This window comes from Pseudoalteromonas sp. OANN1, from assembly GCF_024124685.1.
GTDB lineage: Bacteria > Pseudomonadota > Gammaproteobacteria > Enterobacterales > Alteromonadaceae > Pseudoalteromonas > Pseudoalteromonas piscicida.
In genome coordinates, this window is the sequence record NZ_JAMXSE010000028.1 from 46,004 (window position 1) to 62,576 (window position 16,573).

At 42.7% G+C, this 16,573-nt stretch carries 18 protein-coding genes; 15 read left to right on the forward strand and 3 right to left on the reverse strand.

What is annotated here, in order from left to right; all coding sequences use genetic code 11:
- Nucleotides 1-181: 181 nt before the first annotated feature.
- The 9 genes from NH462_RS19630 to NH462_RS19670 all read left to right on the forward strand — a co-directional run bounded on the left by NH462_RS19630 (nt 182) and on the right by NH462_RS19670 (nt 8,344).
- On the forward strand, nt 182-1,222 hold the full coding sequence (locus NH462_RS19630) for a Glu/Leu/Phe/Val dehydrogenase (protein ID WP_010369022.1): 1,041 nt from the start codon (nt 182-184) through the stop codon (nt 1,220-1,222).
- A 31-nt stretch (nt 1,223-1,253) separates the two neighbouring features.
- Nucleotides 1,254-1,916 carry a CatA-like O-acetyltransferase gene (locus NH462_RS19635; RefSeq protein WP_249031242.1) on the forward strand — a complete coding sequence of 221 codons (663 nt, stop codon included), beginning with the start codon at nt 1,254-1,256 and terminating at the stop codon, nt 1,914-1,916.
- A gap of 403 nt (nt 1,917-2,319) precedes the next feature.
- A complete protein-coding gene (locus NH462_RS19640) occupies nt 2,320-3,090 on the forward strand; it encodes a DUF3450 domain-containing protein (RefSeq protein ID WP_138582638.1) in 771 nt (256 codons plus the stop codon).
- 6 nt (nt 3,091-3,096) lie between these two features.
- A complete protein-coding gene (locus tag NH462_RS19645; protein WP_237116945.1) occupies nt 3,097-4,458 on the forward strand; it encodes a MotA/TolQ/ExbB proton channel family protein in 1,362 nt (453 codons plus the stop codon).
- Entirely contained in the window at nt 4,458-4,982 is a 525-nt protein-coding gene (locus NH462_RS19650) for a MotA/TolQ/ExbB proton channel family protein (protein WP_017218012.1), read from the forward strand. Before NH462_RS19645 ends, NH462_RS19650 begins: the two co-directional genes overlap by 1 nt.
- Before the next feature lie 14 nt (nt 4,983-4,996).
- The gene (locus NH462_RS19655; RefSeq protein WP_010369015.1) at nt 4,997-5,401 is read left to right on the forward strand and encodes a biopolymer transporter ExbD; all 405 of its coding nucleotides are present in this window, start codon (nt 4,997-4,999) and stop codon (nt 5,399-5,401) included.
- On the forward strand, nt 5,401-6,018 hold the full coding sequence (locus NH462_RS19660; protein WP_010369012.1) for an energy transducer TonB: 618 nt from the start codon (nt 5,401-5,403) through the stop codon (nt 6,016-6,018). Before NH462_RS19655 ends, NH462_RS19660 begins: the two co-directional genes overlap by 1 nt.
- A 10-nt stretch (nt 6,019-6,028) precedes the next feature.
- Nucleotides 6,029-7,288, forward strand: coding sequence for a hypothetical protein (locus NH462_RS19665; protein ID WP_010369010.1), 1,260 nt, complete (start codon nt 6,029-6,031; stop codon nt 7,286-7,288).
- A 51-nt stretch (nt 7,289-7,339) separates the two neighbouring features.
- Nucleotides 7,340-8,344, forward strand: coding sequence for a hypothetical protein (locus NH462_RS19670; protein ID WP_253107395.1), 1,005 nt, complete (start codon nt 7,340-7,342; stop codon nt 8,342-8,344).
- Here the strand turns inward: NH462_RS19670 and NH462_RS19675 are convergent.
- Together NH462_RS19675 and NH462_RS19680 are read right to left on the reverse strand one after the other, a co-directional pair.
- The gene (locus NH462_RS19675) at nt 8,307-8,681 is read right to left on the reverse strand and encodes a TraR/DksA C4-type zinc finger protein (RefSeq protein WP_010369006.1); all 375 of its coding nucleotides are present in this window, start codon (nt 8,679-8,681) and stop codon (nt 8,307-8,309) included. The genes NH462_RS19670 and NH462_RS19675 overlap by 38 nt on opposite strands.
- Nucleotides 8,682-8,718: 37 nt before the next feature.
- Complete coding sequence (locus NH462_RS19680) at nt 8,719-9,705, reverse strand: tRNA-dihydrouridine synthase (protein WP_253107397.1); 987 nt, start codon at nt 9,703-9,705, stop codon at nt 8,719-8,721.
- Between the two features lie 261 nt (nt 9,706-9,966).
- Between NH462_RS19680 and NH462_RS19685 the strand changes: the two genes are divergently transcribed.
- The 6 genes from NH462_RS19685 (at nt 9,967) to NH462_RS19710 (ending at nt 16,110) form a co-directional block, all read left to right on the forward strand.
- Entirely contained in the window at nt 9,967-10,506 is a 540-nt protein-coding gene (locus NH462_RS19685; protein ID WP_045961626.1) for a hypothetical protein, read from the forward strand.
- A 155-nt stretch (nt 10,507-10,661) separates the two neighbouring features.
- A complete protein-coding gene (locus NH462_RS19690) occupies nt 10,662-11,498 on the forward strand; it encodes a DUF692 domain-containing protein (protein WP_045961625.1) in 837 nt (278 codons plus the stop codon).
- Between the two features lie 2 nt (nt 11,499-11,500).
- The gene (locus NH462_RS19695; RefSeq protein ID WP_010368996.1) at nt 11,501-12,250 is read left to right on the forward strand and encodes a putative DNA-binding domain-containing protein; all 750 of its coding nucleotides are present in this window, start codon (nt 11,501-11,503) and stop codon (nt 12,248-12,250) included.
- A gap of 594 nt (nt 12,251-12,844) precedes the next feature.
- Nucleotides 12,845-13,390: an adenine phosphoribosyltransferase gene (gene apt, locus NH462_RS19700; protein ID WP_010368992.1), complete on the forward strand. Its 546-nt coding sequence runs from the start codon at nt 12,845-12,847 to the stop codon at nt 13,388-13,390.
- Between the two features lie 2 nt (nt 13,391-13,392).
- A complete protein-coding gene (dnaX, locus tag NH462_RS19705) occupies nt 13,393-15,720 on the forward strand; it encodes a DNA polymerase III subunit gamma/tau (RefSeq protein ID WP_253107399.1) in 2,328 nt (775 codons plus the stop codon).
- Nucleotides 15,721-15,783: 63 nt separating this feature from the next.
- Nucleotides 15,784-16,110, forward strand: a complete 327-nt coding sequence (locus tag NH462_RS19710; protein ID WP_010368987.1) for a YbaB/EbfC family nucleoid-associated protein — start codon at nt 15,784-15,786, stop codon at nt 16,108-16,110.
- A gap of 178 nt (nt 16,111-16,288) precedes the next feature.
- Here NH462_RS19710 and NH462_RS19715 read toward each other — a convergent pair whose 3' ends face one another.
- On the reverse strand, nt 16,289-16,525 hold the full coding sequence (locus NH462_RS19715; RefSeq protein WP_253107401.1) for a hypothetical protein: 237 nt from the start codon (nt 16,523-16,525) through the stop codon (nt 16,289-16,291).
- Nucleotides 16,526-16,573: the final 48 nt, after the last annotated feature.

Sequence of the window (16,573 nt, forward strand, 5' to 3'; positions counted from 1 at the left end):
AATTAAATATTTGTATTTACTTTGAATTGGGTTTATATCATCTCAATTTGTGGAATGGTGCTAGAGTTAGTGATAGAGTCTTGCCAATTTCAGCGCTATTTGCCCTTAGTGTGGTATTGAACGCAAAGTCACACTTAAGAGCTTACCCGTATGGGATAGATAATTTTTGGAGAAGAAGAAAGTGGCTGTATTTAACCAAGTTGAATTTGATAACCATGAGCAAGTCGTATTCTGTTCAGACGAAGCATCAGGTCTAAAAGCGATTATCGCGGTACATAATACTAAACTAGGTCCTGCGGTAGGTGGTTGTCGCCTATGGAATTATGCCTCTGACGAAGACGCAGTATATGATGTACTGCGCCTGTCTAAAGGTATGACATATAAGAATGCGGTTGCACGTTTACCATTTGGTGGTGGCAAATCTGTCATTATTGGCGATGCTAAGACTATCAAGTCAGAAGCACTATTCAGAGCGTTTGGTAAGCACCTAGACCGTCTAGGTGGCAGTTACTACTCAGCTGAAGATGTAAACATCACAACCGGTGATGTAATGGTAATGCATAAAGAAACTAACTACGTAATGGGTCTTGAAGGTAAAAGCGGTAACCCTTCTCCATTTACTGCGTTAGGCACGTTCCTTGGAATTAAAGCAGCTTACCAACACAAGTATGGTCACCAAGACTTGGCTGGTATCAAAGTTGCCGTACAGGGCTTGGGTGCAGTTGCTTACACTTTATGTAAGCATCTTCATGAAGCGGGTGCAGAGCTATTTGTTACAGACATCAACGAAGAGTCAGTGCAACGAGTGGTCAATGATTTCAATGCGACTGCTGTTGGTATTGACGAAATCTATGATTTAGATGTTGATGTGTATGCGCCGTGTGCACTAGGTGCTACGGTAAATGACGACACTATTCCACGTATCAAAGCCACGATTATTGCAGGGTGTGCAAACAACCAGCTTGCAGAGTCGCGTCATGGTGAGATCATTCGTGAAAAAGGCATTTTATATGCACCAGACTATGTGATTAATGCTGGTGGAATCATCAATGTTTACTATGAAACAAAACCTGAAGGTTATGATGAGGCAGCAGCAACTAAACACGTTGAAGGTATCTACGACACGCTAACCGAAATCTTTAAGCGTTCTGAAGATGAGAAAGTTTCAACACATATAATTGCTGATAAATTAGCTCAAGAGATTATTGAAAACGGTCTATAATAACATCGCCGTTTAATTACCAGAGAGGGGCATGCGCCCCTTTTTTTGTATGAAAAAGAAAATACCTCTTGATACTTGGCCTCGCCAAGAACACTTTTCGTTCTTCAATGATTTTGCCCAACCTTACTTCACCGTTACCGTCAGCTTACAAATGGAAAGAGTTTACGAAATGAGTAAACGTAATGCCGTTCCGTTTTCTCTTAGTTGCCTATACGCACTACAACTGGCATTACAAAGCTATACCCCTATTCGTTACCGTATAGAGGCAGGAGAGGTGGTTGAATATGATGCTGTAGAAATTAGCAGTGTTTTTCTGCGAGGGGATGAAACCTTTAGATTTGTAAGGCTCGCACCTGAAAGTGATTTCAACCGCTTTATTAGCGCCAATATTCATAGCAAAACTGAGCAACTAAATGGACCGCTAGTCAATGAGCAATTTTTAATGGAAAGTCAGGTGCCAAATTGTGTTCATGTATCTATACTTCCATGGTTATCTTTTTCCAGTTTTGGTCATGCGAGACACAGTCGAGATGACTTCGGCATCCCAAAATTTGTGTTCGGAAAATACAATAAAGCAGATGGTACGATGCCATTTTGTATTGAAGTCCACCATGCCTTAATGGATGGTCTACACGTCGCTGAATTCGTTCAAATTCTGCAGGAAAAAATAGATCAAGCGATTTGGGACAGATAAACAAATTTTGCGTTAGTTCGCAGAAGATGAAATAATTTGCGTTCTGTGCAATGAGAAATCTAGCTTATGCTGCTGTTTTAATAGGTTATTCATAATTTCTATTTGGAATATCTATTCAATTTATTGGAATAAATCTGATGTAAAATATTGTAAACAGCGTATGCAAAAGGTTGGTTTTACAAAGGATGTGTATCTTTTGCTGTGTTTTTGATGTTAATTTTTTGTTTTGTATATAATTATTACTTATTTATTGACAAAAAATGTTTTCACAGTGAAGTTGACACATCGTGTTGCATTTAGCATTATTGGACAGTTGATATCTGTCAAATGATATCAGGGTTGCTCTCACGTTGGTGAGAGCGCGAAAATTATAAAAGTAACATTACTTAATTGGTTGGGAACTATGTCTGTTAAAATCAGAAAGAGCCTTGTAGCTACGGCGCTTTTAGGCGCGACAGCTTTTGCAAGCAGCAATGTGATTGCAGATCCTTTGAATGACATACAAAAAGTAGGTCAACAAACTCAAACGGCTGCTAAAAAGTCTCAAGAAAAGATTGATAACCTTTACGGTCAGTCTCAAGAAATGATCGCGGAATACCGTGGTCTGGTTGAAGAAGCAGAACTGCTTAAAGTGTATAACGATCACGTTGCACGTCTTGTAGCAGATCAAAATGCAGGTATTGAGTCTCTTGAGCGTCAAATTGGTACTATTGACAAGACAAAACAGGACGTTGTGCCTTTGATGTATCGCATGATCGATACGCTTGAGCAATTCATCAAAGCGGACGTTCCGTTTAATCAAGAAACACGTCTAGAGCGCGTTGAGAAACTTCGCAGCATCATGACTAACTCATCTGTAACAACATCTGAGAAGTTCCGTCAAGTGCTTGAAGCTTACACGATTGAAACTGACTACAGTACAACTATCGTTGCGAGCCAAGGTTCTCTTGAACAAAACGGCAAAAACATCAATGTTGACTTCGCACGCCTTGGCCGTATCGCATACGTAGCTCAGTCGTTCGACCAAAAACACGCTTGGGTTTGGAACAACAACACTAAGCAGTGGGAACAACTTGGCGAAGAATATCTTAAGCCAGTTAAGAGCATGATCCGTATTGCACGTAAGCAAGCGGCTCCTGAACTTATCGATCTACCTATCTTTGGCGCGGAGTAATTAATGATGAAGAAACTATTTAAAGGTTTTGCAGTTGCTGCAGCGTTAACAGTTTCTGCTGGTGCCGCGCTAAATGCACACGCAAACACTGAAGCCTTGGACAAAATCCTAGAGCAGGTTAAACAAAACCGTATCTCTGAAGGCAAAATCAACAAACAACGTGAGCAAGAGTTTTTAAACGATCGTGCTGACAAACAAGCATTGTTGAACAAAGCGAAGCGTGAATTGGCTGCAGAAAAAGCACGCGGTGAGCGTTTAAATGAGCAGTTCAAACAAAATGAAATCACACTTGCTGAAAAAGAAGTTGAGCTAGAAAATGCCAAAGGTACACTTGGTGAAATGTTCGGTGTTGTACGTCGTTCAGCTGCTGACGCTATCGGTTCAATCGAAGCTTCACTTGTAAGTGCTGAAAAGCCAGGACGTGCTGAAGTGCTTCGTTCACTAGCTGAAGCGAAAGAGCTGCCAACTACTCGTGAACTTGAAGACCTTTGGATTGCTTTCCAAACTGAAATGACTGAATCAGCTAAAGTTTCTAAGTTTGAAGCTGAAGTTGCTGAGCTAAATGGTGACGTAAACGTTAAAGAAGTAACACGTGTTGGTAACTTCAACCTAGTTACTAAAGACGGCTACGTTATTTACGATGCTGAGAACAAGCAAATTGTTCCTCTTGGTAAGCAGCCAAGTGGTGAGCTAGGTGGTGTTGAACGTCTAATCGGTGCATCTGCTGATAAATTCGTAATGGTTGCAGTTGACCCGACTCGTGGTTCATTACTACAACTTAATACTCAACGTGCAACGATGGAAGAGCGCTGGCACCAAGGTGACACGGTTGGTTACATCATCACAGCACTACTTATCTTAGGTGCATTGATTGCCATCGTTCGTATGCTAGACCTATTCATTGTTAGCGGTAAAATCAAAGCGCAAATCAAAAACGCGAATAACCCTAACACAAACAACCCACTTGGTCGTATCTTGAAAGTTTATCATGATAACAAAGATCAAGACGTTGAAAACCTAGAGCTTAAGCTTGATGAAGCTATCCTACGTGAAACTCCGCGTATTGAGATGGGTGTAAACATCATCAAGATCCTAGCGGCTATTGCGCCACTACTAGGTCTACTAGGTACGGTTGTTGGTATGATCATGACATTCGAATCAATCACACTTTACGGTACTGGTGATCCGAAAATCATGGCAGGTAACATCTCTCTAGCGCTAGTAACTACAGCACTAGGTCTTATTGCAGCTCTACCTCTAATTCTACTTCACGCTGTTGTACACGGTCGTAGCAAAGCGGTTCTACACATCCTAGATGAGCAAAGCGCAGGTATTGTTGCTACTCACGCGGAGAAGGAGAAAGCCTAATGTTAGTCCTGATGGAGATATGGGAATCTATCAGGGATTTTGTTGCTACAGGCGGCGATGTATTATACGTGGTCGCGATAGCACTCTTTCTAATGTGGGTTTTAATGATTGAGCGCTATTGGTTCCTACTAGGCGAGTTTCCTAAGCTACACAAGGATATCGTTGCTAAGTGGGACGCCCGCCAAGATACTACGTCTTGGTACGCACACAGAATCCGCGATGCTTGGATTTCTGAAGCGTCTGAAAAATTAGATGAGCGCATGTTGATTATCAAAACATTGGTTGCGATGTGTCCATTAATCGGTCTTTTAGGTACAGTGACAGGTATGATCACAGTATTTGAAACGATGGCTACTCAAGGTACGGGTAACGCACGATTAATGGCTTCAGGCATATCAATGGCTACGGTACCAACAATGGCTGGAATGGTTGCGGCACTATCAGGTGTTTTCTTTAGCACGCGTCTAGAAGCACGTGCAAAAATGGCTAAAGAGAAGCTAGTTGATAGCTTGCCTCATCACTAGAGAGAGATTGAACTATGGCACGTAAACAACGTTTTCGTGAAGAGGAAGATGCAGCAGTAGATATGACGCCGATGCTAGACATCGTATTCATCATGCTTATCTTCTTCATCGTAACCACTTCTTTTGTTAAAGAAGCTGGTATTGAGGTTAACAAGCCAAAAGCGGCACAAGCACAAAAGACTAAGAATGCGAACATCTTTATCGCAATCCGTGAAAACGGTGAGATTTGGATGGACAAGCGTCAAGTTGATGTTGAGCGTGTAAGTGCAAACCTTGAAAGTCTGATGGCAGAACAACCTACTGACGTGATTATTATTCAAGCCGATAAAGGCGCGAAGCACGGCGTAGTAGTTCAAGTTATGGACCAAATTAAAGCGACTGGCGACAACTTGAAGATTTCAATAGCTGGAGATCAGTAATGATTCGACTTCTGTTTTCACTTCTAGCAGGTGGGGCAGTAACTCTCGGCTTGTTCTTTTTCATGTCATATCTTATCTCCGGAGGAGCAGATAGGGCAGATGTACAAAAGGAACAAATCGTAGTCGAGATTATGTCGAATCCGCCTGAATCAAAGGTGCAGCAGCGGAAGCGTGTCCCGCCTCCGCCGCCGCCACCACCTAAGCAGCCGCCAAAACCGCAGCCGCCTCAGCCAGACACGGCTGATCCTTCTGCGGGTAACATCGGCTTTAACATGCCTAGCATTGACCTAGGTGGTACTGCAGGTGGTTTATCTGGACCTGGCGAGTTTGGCCGTGATGGTGATGCAACACCTATCGTTCGAATTGAGCCAAAATATCCACCTCAAGCCGCTCGTGATGGCAAAGAAGGTTGGGTACGTTTATCTTTCACGATCAATGAGCTAGGTGGAGTCGAAGATGTTGAAATTATCGATGCTGAACCAAAGCGTATCTTTGACCGTGAAGCGAAGCGTGCACTTCGTAAGTGGAAATACCGTCCTAAAGTTGTTGATGGTAAGCCACAGAAGCAACCTGGCATCACAGTCCAGCTTGATTTCACACTAAACCAAGGTAATTAAGGAGGCAGGCATGAAAAGTTTACCCAAATTTACAGCTCTTGCTCTTCTAATTGCATTGACTGGTGGCATTTACTCAGAGTCAGTTTCTGCTGCGCCTAACTATGAAGAAATAGAGAAGCGTAAAGCGGCAAAAACTAAGATCATGGGTGAGCGAGTAGGTAAAAAGGTTGCCAAAGCGTTCGAATTATATAACGAAGAAAAAGTCGATGAAGCGATTGCAATGCTTCGCGAGCTTGACCCTTCAGATGATTTCGATAAAGCAACGGTTAACCGTTACCTAGGTCAGCTTTATGCTCAAAAGGAAAACTACGGCGAAGCGATTAAGTATACGCGTTTAGCTATTGCTCCTGATGCGCTTAACTTTAAAGATCAAGGCGATCTAATGAAGTTGCTTGGTGACCTTCTGCTAGGTACTGAAAAGTACTCAGAAGGTATCAAAGCCTATGAAGCGTGGATGGACTTTACGGGTGAAAATGACCCTAAAGTACACGGTCGTATCGCGCAAGCTTATTATGAGTTAAAGCAATATACTAATGTTATTGCTCCAGCTGATAAAGCTATCGCAGGTGTAGAAGAGCCAAATAAACAATATTATCTGATGAAAGTTGCAGCTTACTTTGAATTGAAGCAATTCAAAAAGGCTGTAGAGGTTGGTGAAGAGTTAGTACGTGTTTTCCCTGAAGACCCGAAAGCTTGGACACAACTAGGTGGCTTTTATTTGCAAACCGAAGATTACAGTAAAGGTATGACTGTAATGAAGGTTGCGTTTAGCAAAGGTTACTTTGAAAAAGAGAATGACTATAAGATTCTTGGAAGCTTATACTCTCTAACTGAAGATCCTTGGCGTGCTGCTCAAACGTTCGAAAAGGCTATGAAAGATGGCAAAATTGAACGTACTAAGCAAAACGTGACTGCGCTTGCAAGTTATTACCACCAAGCTAAACACATCAGTGATGCTGCTAAATACTATGAAGAAGCTGCTAAGTTTGACGATGACGCAGAACTTTATGGAAGAGCAGGTGGCCTTTTACTGCAAAATCTGCAGTACAGTGCAGCAGTAGTTAGACTAAATAAAGCGTTAGAGCTTGGTACCAAAAAGAAAGGCAGTACATATGCTGATCTTGCGGAAGCTTACTACTATCAAGATAAGTTCAAACAAGCTTATGCAGCAATTTTGAAGGCGAAGGAAGATCCTAGCACTAGAAGATTTGCGATTAGCTGGTCGAGCTTTATCAAAGAAAAAGCACAACGTAGGGGTGTTAGCCTCTAATTAAAAAGCCCCGGAAGGGGCTTTTTTGATTTCAAGTTTTAATGTGAAATTATGAAAAAGCATTTATTGTTCAGCCTTACTTTGGTCGCATTTATATTCCTATCCGCTTGTAGTGAGCACAAGCCAGTCGTAAGTTATCAGGAACTCAGGACTTCTTTAATTTCTCTTAACAGTAGTTTAAGTCATTCATCTACGGATGAGATTACTGTTTTACCGTTCACAGAGGGCTATTTACAGTTAAGGCACGCTTTATTATCAAGTAGTTTGAATGAATCGGATGTTATGGCGCATAAGGAGCTTGACTACTTAAGAATTCAAGAGCGATATCCAGAGCGTTACTTACCTTGGCCTAGTCATATCCCTGTACTTAAAAACGTAGAAGGTAGAGTGAGTGTTGAGGAACTTGATCTGTGGCTTAAATTTGTAATAACAAAACTAAAAGAGGCCGATGAAAGTAATATTCGCCTAAATCGGTTTGAGCGGGAAGCCATAATAAAGCAACTTGAAGATTCAGATATTGACGCACCATTACGTTCAACGCTACTGACTTATTTAAATGATTATAAACCAAGAGCTATGCTTGGGCTGCATCAGTTACCTAATGGGAAAGAGTGGTACCAATCAAAACTAAATTTTTACGGAGCTATTCAAGAATCGCCTAATAAAGTCTTGGCAATATTATCAAAAATAGATGAGAAAAAGAGTAAGTCAATTGTGCTCAATACAACGCCTAATACTCAACAGCCTTATATACTAGAGTTATTGCCAGCTAACTGCCAAAGAATTAGTGGACTCAACTGGCGTGATGGATTTATTAATGTGCCTTCGACAGTAGCAAAGTGTACAAAGGTAATAGAGCAGCATAAAGCGCTAATCGTGGCCTTAATGGAAGTGGATTTGGGAATTCATTATCAAGGGTGGTCACAAAAGCAAGCATTTGTTGCGCTCAACTCAAAACTAGCGCTGAATGAACAACAAGCACAACAATTGATTGCTAATATAGTCTATTTTCCAGCGACTATTTTTGCTGCATATCCCCATTTTTTAAAGCCTTAGTCTTACAACTGCGACAGCGTTGGGTTGCTGGATCTTGTTCTAGCAATTCAAGCTCTATTGTCTGCTCGCAATCACAGCAATAACCAAACTGACCGATCTCCATTTGGCATAATGCCGCTTCGACTTTCATCAACCTATCATAGAGCGGAAACTGCTCGGGATTTATTTTTTCCATTACAATATCAAGCCATTTATTGGGTGGGTTGAGCTCTAAGGTATTGGCAAGATTATGAGTAAACTCATTGGGTGAAGCTTTTAGCTCTCCTAAAAAGTCGCTTCTAAGTGTAGCAAGTTCAGCTTGTAAGCTTTGCTCGTAGTTATGTGTGTTTTCATTCATGGGCGCTCTCCTATCCGACGCCCCATTATCATTTCAGTCAAACTTCACTGTTATGATTTGAATCAAGGTCTGGAGACATTGCGTATTTCTGCAACACCTTCATGACGTCATCTTTGCTTTTGAGCGTTTTGATTTCATCAAAAAGAACATGTGCGCCGCTATACTGACATTTCAAATAACTTAACCACTGTTTTGTTCTAGCCGAAAAGTACTTTTCACTCATATTCTCATCCTGATGCATGGAAGAGTGGAGGATATGGTAGACCACGTTTTCCCATTTGAGTGGAGTGTAATGAGTTCCGTTAACATGCGCTTTGATTTTTGCTGCCAAATCGGGGGTGGCTAGCGCACCACGACCAAGCATCAAATCTTGGCATTGGCTGCGTGCTTGGCAGAGCAGTGCATCTTCCACTTGCCAAATTTCACCGTTAGCAACGACAGGAATGGTTAACCTTGATAATAAAGGTGGGATCTTTTCCCAGTACGCTGGCGGTTTGTAGCCATCTCGCTTGGTGCGTGCATGTATCGCCAAACTCGACGCACCACCTTGCTGGACCGCATCGACAATTTCAGTGCTATTGGCATCATCATCAAAGCCAAGGCGTATTTTAGCGCTTACTTGATGTTCTTCTGGTACCGCATCTCTAACTGCTTTAATGATTTGATAGATTTGTTCAGGCTCTTTCAGTAAAACCGCGCCGCCGCGGCTTTTATTCACGGTTTTCGCAGGACAACCAAAGTTCAAATCGACACCATGAGAGCCAAGCTTTACGGCCTTTCGTGCATTCGCTGCAAGCGCATGGGGAATCTGACCTAGAAGCTGTACTCTTACCGGTGTTCCGGCTCTGGTATAACCACCATTTAATAGTTCAGGACAGTATCTAGTGAATACTCTGCGTGGAAAGGTGAGATCAACGACGCGAATAAACTCAGTCACACAAAGATCAAAGCCGCCGAGATCTGTGAGCAATTCGCGCATTTTAAAATCAACTACACCTTCCATCGGCGCCAGAACAAGCTTCATGTGTTAACCTTTAGATACAACAAAAATAAAATGAGTCACTGATGACCCATCGAAAAGCGCGATATTTTAGCTAATTCTTTGCTGCAAGTCACCAATAGGCCCTAGTTATCCACAAATAGCAAAAAGGCAGCAGATGGACTATAACTGGATGTAAACCACAACTTAGTGATCACAGCTAAAATTTTTAAACGTTTAGCGAAATAAATATTTAGACGTTTGGGTCTACTAATTGAATCTACTATTTCTGAGAGAGCAAACATTATGAATACCGTTAAAAAGAACTCTATTGCCCTTACTTTAAGCGCAGTTGTTGCAGGTACTGCTGGGTTAACCGCGACGGATGCAAGTGCTAATCCATTTAGTTTTGAAACAATGACCGCTGGTTATCAACTAGATGCTGGTGAAGGAAAATGTGGCGAAGGTAAATGTGGTGGCGACGCCAAAGACAAAAAAGAAGGTAAGTGCGGCGAAGGCAAGTGTGGTGGCGACGCTAAAGGCAAGAAAGAAGGCAAATGCGGCGAAGGCAAGTGTGGTGGCGACGCTAAAGGCAAGAAAGAAGGCAAATGCGGCGAAGGCAAATGTGGTGGCCATGCAAAAGGCAAAAAGGAAGGTAAGTGCGGTGAGGGCAAATGTGGCGGCGACGCTAAAGGTAAAAAAGAAGGTAAGTGCGGTGAAGGCAAATGTGGTGGTCATGCAAAAGGTAAAAAAGAAGGTAAGTGCGGCGAAGGCAAATGTGGTGGCGACGCTAAAGGCAAGAAAGAAGGCAAATGCGGCGAAGGCAAGTGTGGTGGTAACCACTAAGTAGAAACACCATTGTGTTCGACCCAATAGCGCTGCTGGTTATGTTAAGGTAATAGTAGCACTATTGGGTAATTCCAAAGCGAGCTATGCATACAGCAAAGCCTCGGTGATGCGAGCTTTGGGATCTTTAAAATAATGTCTAAAGTGAGAGAAGTATGACAGTGCAGTTAGGCAAGTTAGGACTCGGTTTGCGCCGTGAAATGGTTGATGACGTGCTCAATACGCCGCCAAAGCAAGTAGACTTTTATGAGGTTGCACCAGAAAACTGGCTAAAATTTGGCGGTAAGCTTGCAAAGCAATTTCAAGCATTGACGCAACAACATACCTTTATCTGTCATGGCTTATCGTTATCGCTAGGTTCACCTGCACCGCTTGATCGCGAATTTTTATCACAACTCAAGACGTTTTTTAACCAGCATAATATCGCTACCTATAGTGAACATCTGAGTTATTGTTCGGGAAAGGGTCATATGTACGATCTGATGCCAATCCCTTTTACTGAAGAAGCAATCCATCATACCGCTAAGCGGATCCGAGCAGTCCAAGAGCATCTAGAACGCCGGATTGCAGTAGAAAATGTCTCTTACTATGCCGCTCCTGGACAAGAAATGTCGGAGTTGGAATTTACCCTTGGGGTATTAGCCGAAGCCGATTGCGATTTGCTACTCGATGTCAACAACATCTATGTCAACGCTATTAACCATGGCTACGATGCTGAACAATTCTTAGCGGCTATGCCAACCGAGCGTATTGTATACGGCCATATCGCAGGCCATTATGTGGAAGCCGAAGACTTACTCGTTGATACACACGGCGCTGAAGTATCTTCGCCGGTGTGGGACTTGTTAGAGAAAGCCTATGAGCTGCATGGGGTGTTCCCGACGTTACTAGAGCGTGATTTTAATATTCCTCCTATGGCAGAATTACTGGCAGAAGCGGGAAAAATTTCAGCAATACAGGCCAAATACGCCAAGCGCTTGGAGCAGGTATAGCTATGTCTTTTGTAAAAACTCAGCAGCAGTTTATGGCGCATATCAGAGATCCAGACAACCAACCTGCACCTGAAGGCATAGAAGATCGGCGCTTAAAAATCTATCAAGAGCTGTTTTTTAATAACGTTGAAGGCTTCGTGAGCAGTGCGTTTCCTGTACTTAAAAGCTTGTATACCAACACAGATTGGTTGATGTTAATTAGGCTGTTTTTTGTTAAGCACGATTGTCATTCGCCATACTTTTTAGAGATTAGCAAAGAGTTTTTGCAGTTTTTACAAACAGAATACGAGCCCACTGAAGCTGATCCTGAGTTCTTGTTAGAGCTTGCTCATTATGAATGGCTAGAGCTAGATGTGGCAACGATCGTTGAGGCAGAGCATGAGCTTTCAATTGAAGTACAAGCGCTTGCAGATGTTGAAATTAGCTTGGCAAGTACAGCCAGAGTTGCACATTATCAATATCCGGTTCATCAGATCAGTGAAACCTTTAGGCCAACTAAAACAGCAGGGCAAACATTTAGCTTTGCATTGTATAGAGACGAAGAGGACGATGTTCAGTTTGTCGCACTAAACCCGATGACGGCCTTAATGTTGTCGGTGATTGAAGCCAATGATGGTATGCAACTCACTGACATTGTGGATGTTATCGCGCAGCAAGTGCCTCAGTTTACTATTGAGCAGCTGCAGCAAGGGGCACAGCATACACTAGCTGAATTCGCGGATCTTGGCATTATCAAAACAAAAAACCTTTAAGCTATTGGCAACATCGACTATTATACGGCCTGTTTTTGTCGTGCTTAAACTCGGACTAGGGCGCTAGTCAATGCTTTCTGCTGCTAGGCAGTTTGCGCGAGTTGTAAAATTAAAGGTAGTATCTATGTCTAAAGGTGACTTTAAAGATCCGTTCAATGCAAAGTATTTCCTAGCATTTGTTGCTGTATTCGCTGGAATTGGCTGTTTAAACGCGATTCTAGGCTGGGCAACAGCGCTTGCATAAGTCAAGCTGAACGTATTTACCAAGAGGCTGCTATATGCAGCCTTTTTCGATTGTATACAGATATATACCAATTAGTCTTAATACTTGCTCAATTTGAAGGAGCAAATCTGACGCTAACTGCGTTAAAAATTTCTCATTTAGAACAACTAAATCGCAAAACTTTCGCCTTGTTATCGACAAGATTTTCTCGCCTCAAAATAGATCACTTAATTAAGCTAATTGGTATAAAATACTCGCTAAATTGTTCGCTTTTCCTCCATCCTGACACACAAAGTCACTCAGTCGGTTTCAACCGGATAGAAAATTGTTATAATCTCACTCTTTTGTAATAAACTTAAAGCAAAGCAATTATGACGACAGAGAATATGTCATTGATCAAAAATAGTATCGCGACGGTTCCTAATTACCCAAAACCTGGGATTATGTTCCGTGACGTGACTTCACTTCTAGCAAATCCAGCTGCGTTTAAGGCAACAATTGATGCGTTCGTTGCGGCTTATAAAGATGGCGGCTTCACTAAAATCATCGGTACTGAATCGCGTGGTTTTATCTTCGGTGCACCATTGGCGTATGAGTTAGGTATTCCTTTTATTCCAGTAAGAAAGCCGGGTAAATTACCGCGTGAAGTGATCAGCCAGTCTTACCAGCTTGAATATGGTGAAGATACGCTTGAATTACACTCAGATGCGATTGAAGCAGGTGATAAAGTGCTACTTGTTGATGATTTACTTGCAACAGGTGGTACTATTGAAGCAACAGCAAAACTGGTTAAGCGCTTAGGCGGTGAAGCTACTGATGCTGCGTTTGTTATTTCATTGCCTGAGCTTGGTGGTGAAAAGAAAATCAATGATCTTGGGATCAAAATCCTTTCACTTGTAGAGTTCGAAGGCGAATAAGCATGAGCTATCAGGTTCTGGCGCGAAAATGGCGTCCGCAAAACTTCCATGAATTAATGGGGCAGGAGCATGTTAAACAAGCTCTGGTCAACGCACTTAATGAAAAGCGTTTACACCATGCCTATTTATTCACCGGAACACGTGGTGTGGGCAAAACAACCATTGCTAGGATCTTTGCTAAAAGCCTTAACTGCGAACAAGGCGTTACTTCAACGCCTTGTGGTCAGTGTAGTGCCTGTACTGAGATTGAAACTGGTAAGTTTATCGATTTAATCGAAATTGATGCGGCTTCTCGTACAAAAGTTGAAGACACGCGAGAAATCTTAGACAACGTACAATATGCACCAACTCGTGGTCGCTACAAGGTTTATCTCATCGATGAAGTGCACATGCTGTCGAAGCACAGTTTTAATGCGCTCCTTAAAACCTTAGAAGAGCCGCCAGAGCATGTAAAATTCTTGCTCGCCACAACCGATCCACAAAAGTTGCCTGTGACTATTCTGTCTCGTTGTTTGCAGTTCAATCTGAACGCAATGACACAAGGACAAATAGTTGAACAGCTAGAGAAAATTCTGCCGCTAGAGCAAGTTGCCTTTGATCCAGTAGCGCTACAAACGTTAGCTAAAGCCGCTGATGGCAGTATGCGTGACGCTCTAAGTTTGACTGATCAGGCTATTGCACAAACAAATGGCAATTTAACTGTGCCTGCAGTGCAATCTATGCTGGGATTGATAGATAGTGCGCATGCGATCATTTTGCTGTCTGCAATTTTATGCCACGACGGTGAAGCCTTACTCAATGCGATTGAAAAAATAGCACTACAAAATGGTAATTTTGTTAGTGTGCTGGACGATTTAATTGCGTTATTGCATGTTATTCAGCTCACTCAACTCGTGCCTAGTGCTGCGCGATTATCAAATTTTGATAACAACGACATCAAGCTATTTGCCGAGCAATTAGCACCGCAACAGGGCCAGTTGTTGTATCAACTGCTGTTAAATGGCAAAAAAGACCTAAAGTGGGCACCTGAGCCTAAACTTGGGTTTGAGATGGTCATGCTGCGCTTAATGGCGTTCGAAAAAGAAAGCCATAGCGTAGTGCCTTCCGCTCCTGTGAGCCAAGAGACTTCTGAAAAGCAAAGCAAAGTAGGGGATTTACGAGCGCTGTTAAAAAAGCCAACGGAAGATAACGCTACGGTAGCGCCATCACCTCAGGTACAGCCGACAGCAACACCTACATATGCACTAGAAGCAACGACATCAACCGCGCAACAAACAACACAGTATGAGCCGGTGTCGCCAATGCCTGCTGCGCAAAGCCAAGCACCAGTCGCCTCTGTGTCATCTGAGGCGGAGATGGCCAATCAATACGACAACATCATGTCACAGGCGGTAGAGCAGGGGTTCCAAGAACAAGTTCCTGCACATCATCATGAAAGTGCGCCAGTTGATGATGCTGCATACGCGCAAACGGCATCGCAAAACCAAGAGGATTGGTCTCAACCTGAGGTGCAAAACCAAAACGCTTCGGAACCTGCTGCTACAGCAAGTGTTACCGAGCAGCAAAACCAAGCCCAGTCAGCAATAGCACGAATTTTAAAAAATCGTAATATCTCTGGGGCGGGTCGATTGGTGGGAGCCAATGGTGAGGTAAAAAAGTCTGAGGCGCCTAGTGCGCCAATGCCAATAGAGCAAGCGCCAGCTACGACAGTAACCACACCTGAGTATCAGCCTGAACCGCAACACGCACAGCCAGCAACACCTCGCTTGGCACCAAAAAAGCAAAAGAAAGAAGCGTTTCAAGAGCGCCATAAACCTATTACGGAAAATTTAGCGCCAGAATTGCTAGAGCAGTTATCGCCGGTAAAACAAGATGATAACGAACAAAGTATTCAAGTGGAGATCCCTGCACCGGAAAACTTTGTTAGTCCAATCAGTGACATTAAGTTTGCTCACCAAAGCGACGATTGGGCAAACATGATTGAAAAGATGCAATTAGGTGGTCGAATTCGCCAGTATGCATTACACAGCGTGATAACGCAGCAAGGCGCGCAGGTACAATTGCAAGTAGACGCGAGTCAACAGCACTTAGACTCCGCAGTGTTGAGAGAGAAACTAACAGAAAGCCTAAGCGCATTATTCGAGCAGCCAATAACGCTTGAGATTAACTATATCGACACGGTAAACAACACGCCGTTTTTGGTACAGCAACAATTAGATGAGCATAGGCTTGTCCAAGCTAAAGCGGCGATGCGAGACGATCCACTCGTCAGCGCATTTGTCCAAGAATTTGACGCAATGCTTGACGAAAATAGCGTTCAGGCATTGTAATTAAGGGCGTTAGCCCTTATCTTTTATCACAGTAAACCAAATTGAAGTATAAGAGAGCAGAATATGTTTAAAGGCGGAATGGGCAACATCATGAAGCAGGCGCAGCAAATGCAAGAGCGCATGGAAAAAGCCCAAGAAGAGATCAAGAGCCTAGAAGTAACAGGTGAAGCAGGAGCAGGTTTAGTTAAAGTAACTATGCTTGGTAGCCACAACGTACGTCGCGTAGAAATCGACGAAAGCCTAATGGAAGACGATAAAGACATGATCGAAGACCTACTAGCCGCTGCGGTAAACGATGCAGTTCGTCGCGTAGGTGAAGAAACGCAAAAGCGCATGTCAGAAGTCACCGGCGGCATGCAAATGCCTCCAGGCTTTAAAATGCCGTTTTAATTTAGAATCCCACGAAAATAGCGCCTGAAGGCGCTATTTTTTTGTTTAAAAAAACTCAATTGTATCTGCCATCATTGTTACACATATTTAGACGCGCACTAGGTCTCTCATACCTCAAGCATTACTGAAGTGATATTACAAATAAAAAAACAAAAAATAAATTAAGATTATGCTTTGCCTACCAATCAGTAAACCCGCCACAACTTGAATCATCAAAGATGTCAAAGGTATCCGAACTTGAAAAATCATTAAAGCACGAGTTATGACCAATACCATCATCATCTGTGGACATCACCCCATGTGAATTCCCGTTGATATCAACATTGCCACACATTGGTGAGCCATCTACATTTACACTTGGCTCACTATTAGAAACTGAAACGGAAGAACTAAACAAGAAGCTAAATAACTCCATAAAAATCACCTGTCTTAACATTAAGTTACTGACAAATTGTCTCAAAAA